The following is a 15,984-nucleotide window of genomic DNA, read 5'->3' on the forward strand; positions in this document are numbered from 1 at the left end:
CCTCCCAGATTTGATCAGCGCCGCTCATCGGGCGGCAACTGCCGCGATCATGGTCAGTCGCTCGCCGCGTGTCAAACATTATATATAATTCTTGCCATACGTCCCCATGATATATAATTTTCGCAAGCCCGATGATGGACGGATCGTGATGCAGGATCAGAACAATTCCACGAAGACGGAAGCCGCCTATCAGCTGCTGCGTCGCGATATCCTGACTACCCGCCTCATGCCGGGGGCACCGCTCAAGCTGAGTGCGTTGCGCAGCATATACGGCGTCGGCTGGACGCCGTTGCGCGAAGCATTGTCCCGGCTTGAAGCCGAGCGCCTCGTCACCGCCATCAGCAATCGCGGCTTTGCCGTCGCTCCCGTGTCGCGAGCCGAGCTCGAGGATTTGGCGCGCGCGAGGATGGTTGTCGAAATGCCGCTGTTCCTGGAATCGATCGCGAACGGCGGCAGCGAATGGGAGGACGCGGTTGTCACCGCTCACTACCGGCTCTCGCGCTGCAAGACCGCGGTCGACGACCCTTCCGATGCGGCAGTCGACAAGTGGGACGAGAGCCACGAGGCATTCCATGCGGCGCTGCTGAGTGCGGCGACGTCCAACTGGCTGTTGCGATTCCGCTCGACGATCGCCGACCAGCTGCGGCGGCATCATCGTTTTCTGGGCCTGGCGCCGACATTGCGAGCGGCGGCCGGCCTCAAGGACGGTTACGGCGAGGCAATGGACGCACTTCGCGAGGCGATCGCCATCGAGCATCACACCGCCATCATGGAGGCGGCGCTTGATCGCGATGTCGAGCGGGCAAAGGCGCTGATGACGGCACATATCGGCTACACGCTGCACGTGTATGTCCACAGCGAAGACAACGGCGCCAACACCTACACCGCGCGCGCCGGCAGCCTGAAAGCCGTTTCCGGATGATTTCAGCGCGTCCGCGTCGAAGGCAAGGATCGTTGCAGAAGCTGCCGGTTGCCCGGCCCGCCGCTGTTCTGCGCGGCGAGAAGGCAACCGGCAACGTCGTCTGCGTTATCTCCTGTGGCAACATCGATGCCTGCGCCTATGCGCAGGTCCTGGCCGGAACGGCGCCGGAGGCCTGAACCGCCAGCCGCGCCCGACAAACGGTGATCGTTGGCGTTTTGATTTCGTTTCGTTCCGCCGGGAATGGATCGACAAACCATACAAATCCACCTCGCAGGCGCCTTTGAGAAGCTGGTGCCAAGCGTCACCATGCGCTAGGCCACAGGCCATTAACCATAACAATTTCAATGCCGGTGCCGGCGGTGGGATCAGCCGATAGGCGTCCTCCGCCGGGACAGATAATTGCCGACGCCTTAACAAATTCACTAAACTTTAAACAGTTGCGGAACACAACTGGAACAGATAGGGTTTGTTCTGGGTTTGTTTTTCGATTCTGGTTCATACCCTTCGTCCAATGCCTTGGGGGGCGCCATGCTGACGCGCAAGCAACACGAACTGCTGATGTTCATTCATGAACGGCTCAAGGAAAGCGGCATCCCGCCCTCCTTCGACGAGATGAAGGAAGCACTCGATCTCGCCTCGAAATCGGGCATCCATCGCCTGATCACGGCACTGGAGGAACGTGGTTTCATCCGCCGGCTGCCCAACCGGGCGCGCGCGCTGGAAGTGCTGCGGTTGCCGGATTCGATCGCGCCGGGCCTCAACGCGGCAAAGAAATTCTCGCCGAGCGTGATCCAGGGCAGTCTTGGTCAAGGCAGTGTTGGTCAAGGCGGCCTCGGCCGCCAGATCAAGCCGGCGCCGTCGCGCTTGCCCGCGGCCGGCAATGACGACGACGCGGTTCCCGCCGTGTCGATCCCGGTCATGGGCCGTATTGCCGCCGGTGTGCCGATCGATGCCATCCAGCATCAGACACATTCGATCTCGGTGCCGCCTGACATGATCATGGGCGGCGTGCATTACGCGCTGGAGGTCAAGGGCGACTCGATGATCGAGGCCGGGATCTTCGATGGTGACACGGTCATTATCCGCAACGCCGACACGGCGAGCCCGGGCGAGATCGTCGTGGCGCTGGTCGACGAGGAGGAAGCGACCCTGAAGCGGTTCCGCCGCAAGGGCGCCTCGATTGCCCTTGAAGCCGCCAACCCCGCTTACGAGACGCGCATCTTCGGGCCGGACAGGGTCAAGGTGCAGGGCAAGCTCGTCGGGCTGATCCGGCGCTACTGAGCAGGGACGGCGGCCGGCTTTCCGGGTTTTTGATAGGGCGGCAGCCCCCTCGCCTCGCGTGAATATTTTCGCTGCTCGTGCCAAGGCCGATACGGCCCGTCCACCGCGAAGCTGACGATTGGCGGACTGCTCGCCGATTGGCGGTCGAAGAAGACGGCGGCGCTACCCTTGCGGGCGAGTTGCCGTTTGGTGACGACGAGAACCAGCGGATTGTGGCAGGCGTCGTAGCCGGTCGCGTCATTGACGACGATCAAATCGGCGAAACCGCAAGCCTTCCACGTATCCTTGCGGTCCTCGACATGCGCGATAATCGCGCCGGACGGATGCCGGGCGAGACAGACGCCGTCCGTGCAATAGAATGGCGCTCCCGGGGGCAGATTGACAGCATCGGCAATGTCGAATCGCCCGTCTGCCTCGTTGAACATTTCCGGCACGACGATGGTTTCGGCTGCCAGCGCGCGTTTCCAGTTGTCGACGGTGAACTCGTTCGGACGAGCCCGGCTGACCGCGAGTTCGCCACCGCCGATCGGTAACGCGACTAGCCGTGCATCTTCCGAGATCAACACATCGGGCGTACGCGTATCCGACACCGTCAGCAGGCCGGCAAGCGCGAATGGAACTGCGGCAAGCCGCAGCCAGGTTGTCGCCATCGTTGCGATGACCAGGGCGATGGTCACCAGCAGTACGGATTGCTGCGAGATCAGCCCGACCGCATCGACCGGCGAGCGTTCCGATATCCAAGCCGATATCGCGATCATCGCCGTCAGGCCCTTGCCCATCAGGTAAAGGGATGGCGCATCCAATCCGAACGGCATCAGCAACGCACTGGCAACGGCCAGGAACATCACCACTGACACAATTGGCATGACAGCCAGGTTGGCGAACAGGCTGAGCGGCGACACACGCTGGAAATGCCAGATGGCAAACAGCGCCGTGGCGCAGCCGGCAATGATCGAGGTCATCGCCAATCCGCCTGTTGCCAGCAGGAACTTTCTTGTCAGAAATCCAGGCAAGGATCGCTTTGGCGGGGGCGGTCTGGTCTTTCCCGCATGGTGATCAGCCCAGCCGGCATAGGCCCCGACCAGGGCTGCCGTTGCGGCGAACGACATCTGGAAGCTCGGGCCGACCACTTCGTGCGGCGACACCACGATGACGGCAATCGCCGAGATCGCCAGATTGCGCATGGTCAGCGCGGCGCGATCAAAGAGGACGGCCGTCAGCATCACCGCCAGCATGATGAAACTCCGTTCGGCGGCAACGACGACGCCGGAAATCACCAGATAGGCGGCGATCGATAAGAGGGCTGCGGTGGCCGCGTATTTCTTCACCGGCCGACGCGCGGAGAAGTCCGGGAACAGCGCAAAGGCGCCGCGCAGCAGGCCCATGATGGTGCCGGCGACGAGCGCCATATGCAGTCCCGAAATAGAGATGATGTGATAGATGCCGGTGCGCCGCATCGCTTCGTTGATTTCATCGGGAATGCCGGCGCGCACGCCGACGATCAGCGCCGCCGCGATCTCGCCTTCGGCACCGCCGACGGTGGCTCGGATATGATCGGCAATGGCTTCGCGGGCATTTTCTATTCCCGAGAAAAGGCGTGCCGTGAGGGGCATCTTCCCATCGGCGGCCGCGATCAGCTTTGGATTGCCGAGAAAGAAGCCGCTGCCGCCTATGCCGGCGAAATAGCTGTCGAAGGAGAAATCGTAGCTGTCCGGCCGCACCGGACCGGTCGGCGGCAATAGTTTGGCGTAGCCTGTGACCAAGGAACCAGCGGTCATTTCCACCGGGATATCGCGCGCCGAAAGCCGGACCCTTTCCGGCGCATAGCGCAGTTTCGGCCGGTCGGTCGACGTCACGTCTATGGTCAGTCGGATGCGTCCGGTCTCCATCCGGTCGAGCGAGACGACGCGGCCGGTCACTTGCGTCGAGATTTCGGAACCCAGCATCTGGGTACCCGCCCGCCATGTCTCGACCTTGGCGGCAAGCAGGCCAAGCGCGCATAGCAATGCCGCCATGAAGCCCAGATGGGTTTTCGGCCAGGAACGCGAGACCAAGGCACAGACCGCCATCAGCACGACGACCGTGACAGGCCTTGCAAAATCAGGCTCCGCGTCAAGCGAATAATAGCCGATCGCTCCAGTGGCCAGACAGACCGGCACCAGCAGGAAGGCGATGCCACGGTCAAGCTCGAGCTCGGCCGCCTTGGCCACGCCATGGCGCAGGCGAGGCAAGGAAACCTGGCCAAGTTGCCGCCGCACACGCACGATCCTGCCCGAGGCAGGGGACTGAAGAGGCGCCGGGTTATCCGCCTGCGACGGCCGGCTGCCGGGCGCGGGCACGAGAGGCGATGGCAGGGGGGTTGCCAAAGGCATCGCAAACAGCGACCGCTCGCTGACGCCAACGCTGGCGTCCTCGCCCTGATCCAAGCCTCGGCCTCGTCCAGCCATCGGGTCTGCCCCTTGCACCCCTGACGCCCTATGCTACATGAACGCCGGGCGCGCGAAAGTCCGCGCAGCCGCACCCCGCTTCAGATGGTTTGCGAGAGTTCCATGTCCGACAAGGTCGTCACCCGTTTTGCCCCCTCGCCCACCGGCTATCTGCACATCGGCGGCGCGCGCACGGCGCTGTTCAACTGGCTCTACGCAAAACACACGAGCGGCACGATGCTGCTGCGCATCGAGGACACCGACCGCGAGCGTTCGACCGATGCCGCGACCGCTGCCATCCTCGACGGCCTGACCTGGCTCGGCCTGTCATGGGACGGCGACGCGGTTTCTCAGTTCGAGCGCGCCCCGCGCCACCGCGAGGTGGCCGAGGAACTCGTGCGTCTGGGCAAGGCCTATTACAGCTACGAGACGCCTGCCGAGCTGGAGGCAATGCGCGAGGCAGCGCGGGCCAAAGGCCTGCCGCCGCGCTACAACGGCCAGTGGCGCGATCGCGATCCATCCGAGGCACCGCCAAGCGTCAAGGGCGCCATCCGCATCAAGGCGCCGACCGCGGGCGAGACGATCGTCCACGACCGCGTCCAGGGCGAGGTGCGCTTCCCCAACAAGGATCTCGACGACTTCATCATCCTGCGTTCGGACGGCAATCCGACCTACATGCATGCCGTCGTCGTCGACGACCACGACATGGGTGTGACGCACATCATTCGTGGCGACGACCACCTGACCAATGCCGCCCGCCAGACGGTGATCTACAATGCCATGGGTTGGGATGTGCCATCGATGTCGCATATCCCGCTGATTCACGGCGCCGACGGGGCCAAGCTTTCGAAGCGTCACGGCGCGCTGGGCGTCGAGGCTTATCGCGCCATGGGCTACCTGCCGGAAGCGCTGCTCAACTATCTGGCGCGCCTGGGCTGGAGCCACGGCGATGACGAGATCATGTCGATCAAGGACATGATTTCCTGGTTCGACATCGGCGACGTCAACAAGGGCGCGGCCCGCTTCGATTTCGCCAAGCTGGAAGCGATCAACGGCGCGCATATGCGCCGCATGGCCGACCCCGAGCTGTTCGATATCTTCATCGCCACTCTGCCTTATCTCGAGGGCGGCCCGGCGATGGCCGAACGCCTTGATGATCGGAACAAGGCACAGCTGCTGGCGGCCCTTCCGGGCCTGAAGGAGCGCGCCAAGACGCTGGTCGAGCTTGTCGACGGCGCGGCCTTCCTGTTTGCCACGCGGCCCATGCCGATCGACGAAAAGGCGGCCCTCCTGCTCAACGCCGATGCCCGCAAGGTCCTGCGTGGCGCTCTCGAAGCTTTGAACGCGCTTTCAGCCGACTGGACGGCTGCCGCGGCGGAAGCCGCGATCCGCGACTATGCGCTGGCTGGAGGGCACAAACTCGGCGCTGTGGCCCAACCATTGCGGGCCGCGCTGACCGGCAAAAGCACCTCGCCGGGTGTATTCGACGTGCTTGCCGTGCTCGGGCGCGAGGAAAGCTTGGCGCGCATAGCGGATCAAATCGATTAGGAGCAACCTGGCCCAAGAAGATTGGCATTGAAAGGCGCGTTTCGCAGTGCAACATTGTGCCTTGGCCCAATCTGGCACGCACCTCCTAGAATGCGGTGGCGAATACGCGCATTGCGGTGATTTCGACGTGTCGCTCTGCGGAATTTGCCTTTGCCGGCATGAGGAAACAAGAAGGAGTTTGCAATGACCGAAGCTGCGAAAAAACTGGATGTGGGCGCGAACCCAGAGGCTACGGCAACGCTTCAATTCGCCGGCAAGACCCATGAATTCAAGGTGCGGAGCGGCTCCGTCGGGCCTGATGTCATCGACATCGCCTCGCTCTACAGCACGACCGGCGCCTTCACCTACGATCCCGGCTTCACCTCGACGGCAAGCTGCGAGTCCGAAATCACCTTCATCGACGGCGATGCCGGTATTCTTCTCCACCGCGGCTATCCGATCGACCAGTTGGCCGAACACGGCGACTTCCTCGAAGTCTGCTACCTCCTGCTCTACGGCGAACTGCCGACCAAGGCGCAGAAGGACGATTTCGATTACCGAGTGACGCGCCACACAATGGTGCACGAGCAGATGTCGCGGTTCTTCACCGGCTTCCGCCGCGATGCGCACCCGATGGCGGTGATGTGCGGCGTGGTCGGCGCGCTGTCGGCCTTCTATCACGATTCCACCGACATCTCGGATCCGTACCAGCGCATGGTTGCATCCATGCGGTTGATCGCCAAGATGCCGACGATCGCGGCCATGGCCTACAAGTACCATATCGGCCAACCCTTCATCTACCCGAAGAACGATCTCGGTTTTGCGGCAAACTTCCTGCATATGTGCTTTGCGGTGCCGTGCGAGGAGTACAAGATCAACCCGGTGCTGGCTCGCGCCATGGAGCGCATCTTCATCCTGCACGCCGATCACGAGCAGAATGCCTCGACCTCGACGGTTCGTCTCGCCGGCTCGTCGGGCGCCAACCCGTTCGCCTGCATCGCCGCCGGCATCGCTTGCCTGTGGGGTCCGGCCCATGGCGGCGCCAACGAGGCGGCGCTCAACATGCTGGGCGAGATCGGCCATGTCGATCACATCCCGGAATTCATTGCCCGCGCCAAGGACAAGAACGACCCGTTCCGGCTGATGGGATTTGGCCACCGCGTCTACAAGAACTACGATCCTCGCGCGAAAATCATGCAGAAGACGGCGCACGAGGTTCTGGGCGAGCTCGGCATCAAGGATGATCCGTTGCTCGACATCGCGATGGAGCTGGAAAAGATCGCGCTGACCGACCCCTATTTCATCGAGAAGAAGCTTTACCCGAACGTCGACTTCTATTCCGGCATCACGCTGAAGGCGCTGGGCTTCCCGACCACCATGTTCACCGTGCTGTTCGCGGTCGCCCGCACCGTCGGCTGGATCGCGCAGTGGAAAGAGATGATCGAGGACCCGCGCCAGAAGATCGGCCGCCCGCGCCAGCTCTACACCGGCGCGCCGGAGCGCGACTACGTGCCGATAGCCAAGCGCTGATTGAAGGCAGCTTGAAATCGAAAAGGCGCCGCTCAGGGCGCCTTTTTCATGTGACGCAGGACCACGCCCGCAGCGATCTCGCCCGACGGCTTGTCCGTTGCCATGCGCCTGGCGATCTCGGCAAACCCGTCCTTCTGCCAGGCGCGCATGCCGCTGTCGGCGAACAGCGCTTCCAACTGGCGCGCCAGATTGTTCGGCTTGACGTACTCGTTGTAGAACTCCGGGATAAGCGCACGATCCGCGATCAAATTGGGCAACAGCGCCGACCAGACTGAAACGAAATAGGGCGCAATGGCGCGTGCGATGGGATCGAGCCTGTAGCAAGAGACCATCGGCACGCCGGCCAACGCCAATTCCAGCGACACGGTCCCCGACGCGATCAACGCGGCATCGGCCTTGCCGAACGCCTGCCATTTGCGCTGGGGGTCGACGATGATCTCAGGCTTTTCATCCCAGCGGTTGACCGAGGATTTGACCAGATCGGCAACGTGCGGAACCGTCGGTAGCAACAGCCTCAGGCGATGTCCGCGCGCACGCAGCATCGACACGGTCTCGCCGAACGCGTCGACTAGCCGCCGCACTTCGCCGCGCCGCGAGCCGGGCAGGACGAGCAAAGTCTTGGTGCGGTCCTGGGCAAGATCGCGCGGCAATGCCTGCGCCTTCTCAGCGGCAAGCACACCCGCATCATGCGTCAGGCGATGCCCGACATAGGTGCCGGGTGGCCCCCCCAGCCGCTCGAGTTCCTTCACCTCGAACGGCAGGATGCAGAGGATATGGTCGACATAAGGCTTCATCGCCACCGCCCTGCCCGGCCGCCACGCCCAGACGCTCGGACAGACATAGTGGATGATCGGTATCGACGGATTGGCCGCGCGCACCTTCCTGGCGACGCGCAAGGAAAAGTCCGGGCTGTCGATGGTGATCAGACAATCCGGCTTTTCGTCGGCGATGGTTTTGGCCAGCTGGCCGATCCGCCTGATTAGGCGCGGCAGATCGCGCAGGACCGCACTGAAACCCATCAGGGCAATCTCGCCGGCATCGAAGGGCGACACCAGGCCCAGTTCGCCGAGATGGCGGCCGCCGAGGCCGACGAGTTGAACCTTGCGGCCCGTTATCTGGCACAGAGATCGCACGATGTCGGCGCCAAGCAGATCGCCCGATTCTTCCCCAGCGACGATCGCGATCTTAAGCGCCTTGTCAGCCATGCGCAGGCTCCGCTGCAGCCAGGCCGACGATGAACAGGCCCAGTTCATTGGCGCGTGACAGGGTTGCGGGACCTTCGAGAATCAGCGAGCGCCCCGCCTCGACGGCGATACCAGCAAGCCCGGCCGCATGCGCCGCCTCCACCGTCTGCGGGCCGATGGAGGGAAGATCCGCACGCAGCTCCTGACCGGGCTTGGCGCATTTGACCAGCACGCCGCGTGTCTTGCCGGCGATACGGCCGTGGCTGCGCAACTCCCGCGTTCTCTCGAGCAGGCCGCTGGTGCCTTCTATGCCTTCGAGAGCGATCGCCCGGCCACCGATCGCAATCGCTGCCTGGCCAATGTCGAGCGCGCCGATCGCCTTGGCGGCTTGCCTCGCTGCCTCGATATCACGCCAGTCCGATTGCTGTGGTCTTGTCGAGGTCAGCGTGCCTTGGCCGGCGGCGAGTTCGGGAACGACCTCATGCGCACCGATCACCTTGATGCCTCGCTTTTCCAGGCCGCGTGTCACAACCTTCAACAGGCCGTCATCGCCGCGCGCCAGTGCCATGATCACCGACGGCACGATCGACAGCAAGCCAAGGCTCGGGCGAATCTTGGCCAATTGCGGCCTGCGTTTGATCTCACCAGCCAGCACCAGATGCGTGATTCCGTGCCGCTTCAGAGTCGGCACCAGGGAACCGATCTGCTCGAGGGCCAGACTGTCGTGCTCGTATCGGCGCAAATCCTGCTGGCGATCGGCTTCCCCATCCATCAGGAGGACGAAAGGCGGATAACCATGCGCGGCCAAACCCTGTGCGACTTCGACCGGGAGACTGCCGCCGCCGGCGATGATGCCGACCTTGGCATCTGGCGGGAGAAGAAGACCTGCGGCCGCTGTCTCAGTCTTCATCATCGGTGTCGTCGCCATCGCCTGCCTTGAGCGATGGCACCGCATAGTGGCGCTTGCCGCGGCTGGAGATGAAATCGATGATCTTCATGGCTGTTGGCGAAGAGGCAAACTCGGCCTTGGCGAATTCGATGTTCTCGCCGACGGTGCGGGAGCGGTCGAAAATCGTCCTGTAAGCCTTGCGCAGCAGATAAATCTCGGAACGCGGCAGACCGGCGCGCTTGAGACCGATGATGTTCAAACCGCGCAAGGAGGCACGGTTGCCGACGGCAATGGCATAGGGAATGACGTCACCGACAAAAGCCGAGCACCCGCCCAGAAAGGCGTTGTCGCCGACACGCACGAATTGATGAACGGCGCTGAGGCCGCCGATATAGACATTGTCGCCGATCTCGCAGTGTCCGCCCAGCGTCGCGCCATTGGCGAAGGTGGCATTCTTGCCGACAACGCAATCATGGGCGATGTGGGCGTAGGCAAGGAAATTGCCGTTGTCGCCCACCGTCGTTTCGCCGCGGCTGGTATCGGTGCCGACATGCATGGTGACGCCTTCGCGGATGGTGCAGTTGGCGCCGATGACAAGCGTGGTGCGACCGCCCTTGTGCTTGGTGTTCTGCGGCGGCGCGCCCAGTGTCGCCATCGGGTAGACCTTGGTCGACGCCCCGATCGTCGTCGCGCCCATCACGGAGACATGGCTGACCAGTTCGACACCATCGCCGATCACGGCATCGGCGCTGATATGGCAGAACGGGCCTATGCGCACGCCCTGGCCGAGTCGGGCGCCTTCCTCCACGACGGAGGAAGGATGGATTGAAGTCTTGATTTTCATAGGCACTCGATCGTCAGTCGCCGGTGACCATCATGGCTGAAATCTCGGCCTCGGCCGCCTTGGTGCCATCGACCAGGGCCTCGCAGGCGAATTTGAGCAGGTTGCCGCGCTTCTTGATTTTCTTGACATGAATCTTCAACTGGTCGCCGGGAACGACCGGTTTGCGGAATTTAGCGTTGTCGATGGTCAGGAAATAGACCAGCGACGGCTTCGACGCCCCGAGGCTGCGGATGCAGATGGCGCCCGCCGTCTGCGCCATGGCCTCGACGATCAGCACGCCCGGCATAACCGGCTGCTCCGGAAAATGCCCCTGAAAATGCGGCTCGTTGATGGTGACGTTCTTGATACCGACGGCAGAATTGTCACCGTCGATGTCGACGATACGGTCGATCATCAGGAACGGATACCGGTGCGGCAGAAGCTTCATCAGCCCCATTATGTCGACCGCTTCCAGCGTCGCCGCCGCCACCATATCAGCCATTGTCCTTGCCCTGTTTGCGTGCCCTGGCCATCGTGCGCAACATGGCTATCTCCCGCATTGCTTCCGCCATCGGCTGCGCCGGATAACCGCCCCATATCTCGCCGGCAGGCACATTGCTCATGAACCCACTTCTGGCGGCAAGCTTGGCTCCTGTGCCGATCGTCAGGTGATCCGCAAGCCCGACGCCGCCGCCCATGGTGACATTGTCACCCACGACCACGGAACCGGAGATACCCGAAAGCCCGGCCACTATGCAATTGCGACCGATGCGGACGTTATGGGCGATCTGCACGAGATTGTCGATCTTGGTGCCCTGACCGATGATCGTATCGGACATGGCGCCGCGATCGACGGTCGAATTGGAGCCGATCTCGACATCGTCCTGGATGATGACACGTCCGATCTGGGGAACACGTTCCGGTCCCTTGGCGCCGCCCACGAAGCCAAACCCGTCCTGGCCGATCCTGGCGCCGCCATGGATGATGACCCGATTGCCGATCAGCGCATACTGGATGCTGGCGCCCGGTCCGACATAGCCGTCGCGGCCGATCTGGCAGGACTGTCCAATGACGGCGTTCGGCGCGATGACGGTGCCGCGGCCTATCGAGGCGCGCGGCCCGATGACCACGCCGGCCTCGATGACGGCGCCGGCCTCGACATGCGCGGTCGGATCGATATGGGCATGCGGCGACACACCGGTTTCACCGGTCATCGGCCCCGGCGTGGCGGCTGTCGGGAACAGCAGTCGACCGACCAGCGCGAATGCCTGTTGCGGACGCGGATGGATCAGCACAGCCACGCCAGCCGGCGCCTTGTTGGCGAATTCCGCCGGGCACAGGACCGCGGCCGCCCGCAGCGACGGCATCAACGCGGAATTGCGCCTGCCGTCGACGAAGACAAGTGCACTGCCGCCGCCCTCGTTGGCCGGTGCCAAGGCCTCGATCGAAACGTCGGAGTGGCCGGAATCGACAAGCACCGAGCCGGTCAGATTCGCGACTTCGGCCGCCGTATACCGGCGTGATGGCGCGAAGAACACCGGATCGGTCATTCCAGAAGCTATATCCAGCTAGGTCGGAACATTTCTCCCGAATCCAAAAAATCCGGGAGCATCGTTTGCCGCCGATCAGAAGCGGGTCGATATGCCGAAGTTGAATTCCTGCACGTCGTCGCTCGCTTCCTTCTTGACCGGGATCGCATAGTCGATACGGATCGGACCGAACGGCGAGGCCCACATCAGGCCAACACCGACCGAGGCACGCAATTTCATGCCAGTAGAATCTGGATTGACCAAGCCAGTTGCAAGCTTGCTGCCATAGAGCGTCGCCGCATCTGCGAACACCGCGCCACGCAAGCCGAAGCTCTCCGGAACAACCGGCAACGGGAACTGGGCTTCGGTAGACGCGTTGAAGTATGTCGTGCCGCCGAGATGGTCACCGCTTGTGCCGGAAGCGACCGGACCAATACCACCGTAGGCAAAGCCACGGATCATGCGGTCTGTACTCTGGAAGTGATCGAATACGCGCAGCTCGCCGTCGCTGCCATAACCTTCGACGTGACCAGCGCCACCCGAAATCAAGCCCACGAGGTCGAGCTGCTCGGACAGTGTCTGATAAACGCTGGCACGGCCAGTGACCTTCACGAACTTGGCATCGCCCCCGAGACCCGCGACCTCGACGGTCGTGTTGGCATAGATACCCTCATGTGGGTTCTTCATGTCGTCGATGGTGTTGTAGACCAGCCCCAGGCTGACCGACGACTTGATCCACGGACTTTGGTGTTCTATGGCATCCAGGATGGCTGCGGAAATATTACAGGTACCTTGCGGTATCGCGTCGGTGGGATTGCAATTGCTGTCGACCTTATACTTCTCCTGAGAGATATTATACGCCAGCTGGGTCGTGATGCTGTTGGTGATCGGCAGTCCGAAACGGACCGTCGCACCCGTGGTGTCGCTGTCGTAGTTGTTGTTATACTGCCTCGTCGATTTGTAGATATCGAAGCCGGCTGCGATACGCCGCCCGAGGAAATACGGCTCGGTGAAGGACAGGCTGTAGTCGCGCGAATTCTTGCCGCCACCCGCCGACAGCTTGATGAACTGGCCGCGGCCGAGGAAGTTGCGCTCGGTGATGGAACCTTCGACGGACGGACCCGCCGTGTCGCCGCCGGTCGAATAGCCGGCACCGACCGAGAATTCACCCGTCGACTTCTCGACCACGGTGACCACCAGGACGACCTGGTCCGGCTGCGAGCCGGGCACTGTCGAGATGTCGACCGACGTGAAGTAATCGAGGTTCTCCAGGCGCTTCTTGGCACGCTGGATGAGAACCTGGTTGAAGGCGTCGCCTTCGCTGACATCGAACTCGCGGCGGATGACATAGTCACGCGTGCGGTCGTTGCCGCGGATCTCGATGCGCTCGACATAGGCCTTGGTGCCCTGGTCGACCGTATAGACCACCGAAATCGTATGGTTCTCGAAATTGCGGTCGCCGCGCGGCGTCACCTGCGCGAAGGCGTAGCCCGAACCGGCCACCTTCTCGGTGAGCGCGATGATGGAGTCTTCGACATTCTTGGCGTTGTAGACGTCGCCCTTGCGTGTCTCGACAACCGATTCCAGCGATTTCGAATCGACTTCCGGGATCGTGCTTTCGACGCTGATATCGCCGAAATTGTAACGCTCACCCTCCTGGACGGTGATGGTGACGGTGTATTTGTTCGTCGCATTGTCGAGCTCGCCGACGGCCGACACGACCTGGAAATCGGCATAGCCGTGATTGTAGTAGAAGCGACGCAGCAACTCCTGGTCGGCGCGCAGCTTATCCTCGTCATAGACGTCATCGCGCAGGATGAACGAAACCCAGGACGAGCGCTTGGTGTTGATAACGTCGGACAAGCGGCGGCTGGAATAGGCGCTGTTGCCGACGAAATTGATCGCCGCAATCTGCGTACGGTCGCCCTCGGTGATCTTGAAAACCACGTTCACGCGATTGTCGCCGAGATCCATGATCTGCGTGGTCACGCCGGCATCGTCGCGTCCAATGCGCCTGTAGGCAGCCTTGACCGCCTCGACGTCGGAATCGAGCGTCGCCTGCGAGAACGTCCCGCGCGGCTTCAACTGAACCGCCGCCTCAAGCGCATTGTCCTTGAGCTTCTTGTTGCCCTGGAACAGGACCTGGTTGACGACCTTGTATTCGGCAACCTTGACCACCAGGGTCGAGCCGACCTGGTTGATCTGCACATCAGAGAACAGCCCTGTGCCGAACAGCGCCTTCACCGCGCTGTCGATGTCGGAACTGGAGAAGGCTTTGCCAGGCTTGATGGTGATGTAGTTGCGGATGGTTTCGGCGTCGACACGCTGGTTGCCGGTCACCTCCACCCTGCTGACGACGGCGGCTTCAGCCGACGATGTGGCAACGAACTGCACTGCGAGCGCACCTGGTACGACCAGAGCGGCGGACAGTGCCGCCGCGGACGCGGCGCTTAGAAACTTGGATGCTGCCTTCATCGGGCTTAATAACCTTTTCTCGTAGTCCCCACGGCGAGAAAACCGGACGTGCGGTAATTTCCCCTACCGTATTAACCGGATTTTCCCTACACGCAAGGCTTCTGGTTAATTTGTATTTACTTAACCCTGGTGCGTGGCTTTCGCGTCACTCATATCCCCGCGCATGGTAAACGGCGTCTCAACATCGACCGCTGCCAGGCCAAATTTCTTCATGATTTCAGCATCCAAACAGATCGTTCCAGAACACGAAACCCATGAAGCATAGGACCACAAGCAGACCGGCCCGATAGGCCATTTCCATCATCCGTTCCGACACCGGCCGGTGGATGACAGCCTCCACCCCGTAGAACAAGAGATGGCCGCCGTCGAGGGGGGGAATCGGCAAAAGATTTAGAATACCTATGCCCACGGAAAGCAGCGCGACGAGCTGCACCAGCCATTCGAAACCGAGTTTGGCCGCCTTGCCGGCCATGTCGGCGATCTTGACCGGCCCCCCCAACTGGCACTTGTCCTCGCGACCGACGGCGAAACGCTGCAGGAACTGGCCGGTGCGCTCGATGACGTGGCCTGTTTCCTCGACTGCCGCCGCAACCGCCCCGACCGGGGTGTAGGTGATGAGACGGGGCTGGCCGAGCTCCTTGTTGTTGACGACACCGATCACGGCGACCTTGACCTTGTTGCCGAGCGCGTCGTCCTGTTCCATCAGCCGCGGGGTCGCGGTCACTGTGACTTCCTTGCCATCGCGCAGCATGACAAAGGTGATGGTATCGCCGGCGCGGCCCGAGACCAGCCGCTGCACATCGCCGAAGGTTTCGACCTTGCTGCCGTCGACGCTGACGAATCGATCGCCGGGCTGGATGCCGGCCTTTGCGGCCGGACTGTCCGCTGTAACCTCCGCCACCATGGGCTCTGCGACATAACGCCCATAGGCGGCAAACAGCACGGAAAAGACGACGATCGTCAGCAGGAAATTGAACAGAGGCCCGGCCGCCACCGTCGCCGCGCGCTTCCAGATAGCCTGGGTGTGGAAGGCAACTTTGCGCTCCTCCTCGGTCAACGTCTCGAGTTCGTCCGACGTCGGCTTGCTGGAGGTGGCGCTCATATCGCCGACAAATTTGACATAGCCGCCAAGCGGTATCGCGCAAAGCTTCCAGCGCGTGCCGTGCCTGTCGTTGAAGCCGAAGAGTTCGGGACCGAAGCCGATCGAGAAGGCCCTGACCCCGATGCCGCACCAGCGGCCCACGAGGTAGTGGCCCATCTCGTGGACGAACACCACCACGGTCAGCACGAAGAGAAACGGCACGAGCGTGCCGAGAAACAAGCCGTCGGTGCTGAAAATCGCGTGAAGAATCCCGTTCAACTCATCCCCTCAAATTCTTCCGCTGCCGCGCGGTGACT

The 15,984-nt window shown here is 62.3% G+C and carries 14 protein-coding genes; 5 read left to right on the forward strand and 9 right to left on the reverse strand.

Going from position 1 to position 15,984, the window contains the following annotated elements:
• Window positions 1-148: 148 nt before the first annotated feature.
• Together A3AU_RS0105380 and A3AU_RS1000000139715 are read left to right on the forward strand one after the other, a co-directional pair.
• Window positions 149-922, forward strand: a complete 774-nt coding sequence (locus tag A3AU_RS0105380; protein WP_027051871.1) for a GntR family transcriptional regulator — start codon at window positions 149-151, stop codon at window positions 920-922.
• Between the two features lie 32 nt (window positions 923-954).
• Entirely contained in the window at window positions 955-1,098 is a 144-nt protein-coding gene (locus A3AU_RS1000000139715) for a hypothetical protein (RefSeq protein ID WP_154674529.1), read from the forward strand.
• A 125-nt stretch (window positions 1,099-1,223) separates the two neighbouring features.
• Here the strand turns inward: A3AU_RS1000000139715 and A3AU_RS1000000140085 are convergent, their stop codons facing one another.
• A complete protein-coding gene (locus A3AU_RS1000000140085) occupies window positions 1,224-1,421 on the reverse strand; it encodes a hypothetical protein (protein WP_209444636.1) in 198 nt (65 codons plus the stop codon).
• A gap of 29 nt (window positions 1,422-1,450) precedes the next feature.
• Here A3AU_RS1000000140085 and lexA point away from each other — a divergent pair, with 29 nt between their 5' ends.
• A complete protein-coding gene (gene lexA / locus A3AU_RS0105390) occupies window positions 1,451-2,203 on the forward strand; it encodes a transcriptional repressor LexA (protein WP_027051872.1) in 753 nt (250 codons plus the stop codon).
• Here lexA and A3AU_RS0105395 read toward each other — a convergent pair.
• Window positions 2,197-4,650, reverse strand: a complete 2,454-nt coding sequence (locus A3AU_RS0105395; RefSeq protein ID WP_027051873.1) for a ComEC/Rec2 family competence protein — start codon at window positions 4,648-4,650, stop codon at window positions 2,197-2,199. The genes lexA and A3AU_RS0105395 overlap by 7 nt on opposite strands.
• 102 nt (window positions 4,651-4,752) lie before the next feature.
• Between A3AU_RS0105395 and gltX the strand changes: the two genes are divergently transcribed.
• Together gltX and gltA are read left to right on the forward strand one after the other, a co-directional pair.
• Window positions 4,753-6,177, forward strand: a complete 1,425-nt coding sequence (gene gltX / locus A3AU_RS0105400) for a glutamate--tRNA ligase (RefSeq protein ID WP_027051874.1) — start codon at window positions 4,753-4,755, stop codon at window positions 6,175-6,177.
• A 183-nt stretch (window positions 6,178-6,360) separates the two neighbouring features.
• On the forward strand, window positions 6,361-7,686 hold the full coding sequence (gltA, locus tag A3AU_RS0105405; protein ID WP_027051875.1) for a citrate synthase: 1,326 nt from the start codon (window positions 6,361-6,363) through the stop codon (window positions 7,684-7,686).
• A 32-nt stretch (window positions 7,687-7,718) separates the two neighbouring features.
• Here the strand turns inward: gltA and lpxB are convergent, their stop codons facing one another.
• From lpxB to rseP, 7 genes are all read right to left on the reverse strand, one after another.
• On the reverse strand, window positions 7,719-8,891 hold the full coding sequence (gene lpxB, locus A3AU_RS0105410; RefSeq protein ID WP_027051876.1) for a lipid-A-disaccharide synthase: 1,173 nt from the start codon (window positions 8,889-8,891) through the stop codon (window positions 7,719-7,721).
• On the reverse strand, window positions 8,884-9,783 hold the full coding sequence (locus tag A3AU_RS0105415) for an LpxI family protein (RefSeq protein WP_245235417.1): 900 nt from the start codon (window positions 9,781-9,783) through the stop codon (window positions 8,884-8,886). The genes lpxB and A3AU_RS0105415 overlap by 8 nt, the downstream gene beginning before the upstream one ends.
• Window positions 9,770-10,603, reverse strand: coding sequence for an acyl-ACP--UDP-N-acetylglucosamine O-acyltransferase (gene lpxA, locus A3AU_RS0105420; RefSeq protein ID WP_027051878.1), 834 nt, complete (start codon window positions 10,601-10,603; stop codon window positions 9,770-9,772). The genes A3AU_RS0105415 and lpxA overlap by 14 nt, the downstream gene beginning before the upstream one ends.
• Before the next feature lie 13 nt (window positions 10,604-10,616).
• A complete protein-coding gene (gene fabZ / locus A3AU_RS0105425) occupies window positions 10,617-11,084 on the reverse strand; it encodes a 3-hydroxyacyl-ACP dehydratase FabZ (RefSeq protein ID WP_027051879.1) in 468 nt (155 codons plus the stop codon).
• Entirely contained in the window at window positions 11,077-12,132 is a 1,056-nt protein-coding gene (gene lpxD, locus A3AU_RS0105430; RefSeq protein WP_027051880.1) for a UDP-3-O-(3-hydroxymyristoyl)glucosamine N-acyltransferase, read from the reverse strand. The genes fabZ and lpxD overlap by 8 nt, the downstream gene beginning before the upstream one ends.
• 75 nt (window positions 12,133-12,207) lie before the next feature.
• Window positions 12,208-14,586, reverse strand: a complete 2,379-nt coding sequence (bamA, locus tag A3AU_RS0105435) for an outer membrane protein assembly factor BamA (RefSeq protein ID WP_027051881.1) — start codon at window positions 14,584-14,586, stop codon at window positions 12,208-12,210.
• Between the two features lie 217 nt (window positions 14,587-14,803).
• Window positions 14,804-15,946, reverse strand: coding sequence for an RIP metalloprotease RseP (rseP, locus tag A3AU_RS0105445; protein WP_027051882.1), 1,143 nt, complete (start codon window positions 15,944-15,946; stop codon window positions 14,804-14,806).
• Between the last annotated feature and the right edge of the window lie 38 nt (window positions 15,947-15,984).

The sequence above is a fragment of the Mesorhizobium erdmanii USDA 3471 genome (genome assembly GCF_000472705.1).
In the GTDB taxonomy this organism is placed as follows: domain Bacteria; phylum Pseudomonadota; class Alphaproteobacteria; order Rhizobiales; family Rhizobiaceae; genus Mesorhizobium; species Mesorhizobium erdmanii.

Excerpts from the sequence above, each read along its gene's own strand:
- A3AU_RS0105395 (WP_027051873.1), bottom strand. The coding sequence starts at position 4,650 with ATGGCTGGACGAGGCCGAGGCTTGGATCAGGGCGAGGACGCCAGCGTT.
- lpxA (WP_027051878.1), bottom strand. The coding sequence starts at position 10,603 with ATGAAAATCAAGACTTCAATCCATCCTTCCTCCGTCGTGGAGGAAGGC.
- bamA (WP_027051881.1), bottom strand. The coding sequence starts at position 14,586 with ATGAAGGCAGCATCCAAGTTTCTAAGCGCCGCGTCCGCGGCGGCACTG.
- A3AU_RS0105380 (WP_027051871.1), top strand. The coding sequence starts at position 149 with ATGCAGGATCAGAACAATTCCACGAAGACGGAAGCCGCCTATCAGCTG.
- lpxB (WP_027051876.1), bottom strand. The coding sequence starts at position 8,891 with ATGGCTGACAAGGCGCTTAAGATCGCGATCGTCGCTGGGGAAGAATCG.
- gltX (WP_027051874.1), top strand. The coding sequence starts at position 4,753 with ATGTCCGACAAGGTCGTCACCCGTTTTGCCCCCTCGCCCACCGGCTAT.
- A3AU_RS0105415 (WP_245235417.1), bottom strand. The coding sequence starts at position 9,783 with ATGATGAAGACTGAGACAGCGGCCGCAGGTCTTCTTCTCCCGCCAGAT.
- lpxD (WP_027051880.1), bottom strand. The coding sequence starts at position 12,132 with ATGACCGATCCGGTGTTCTTCGCGCCATCACGCCGGTATACGGCGGCC.
- A3AU_RS1000000140085 (WP_209444636.1), bottom strand. The coding sequence starts at position 1,421 with ATGAACCAGAATCGAAAAACAAACCCAGAACAAACCCTATCTGTTCCA.
- lexA (WP_027051872.1), top strand. The coding sequence starts at position 1,451 with ATGCTGACGCGCAAGCAACACGAACTGCTGATGTTCATTCATGAACGG.
- fabZ (WP_027051879.1), bottom strand. The coding sequence starts at position 11,084 with ATGGCTGATATGGTGGCGGCGGCGACGCTGGAAGCGGTCGACATAATG.
- gltA (WP_027051875.1), top strand. The coding sequence starts at position 6,361 with ATGACCGAAGCTGCGAAAAAACTGGATGTGGGCGCGAACCCAGAGGCT.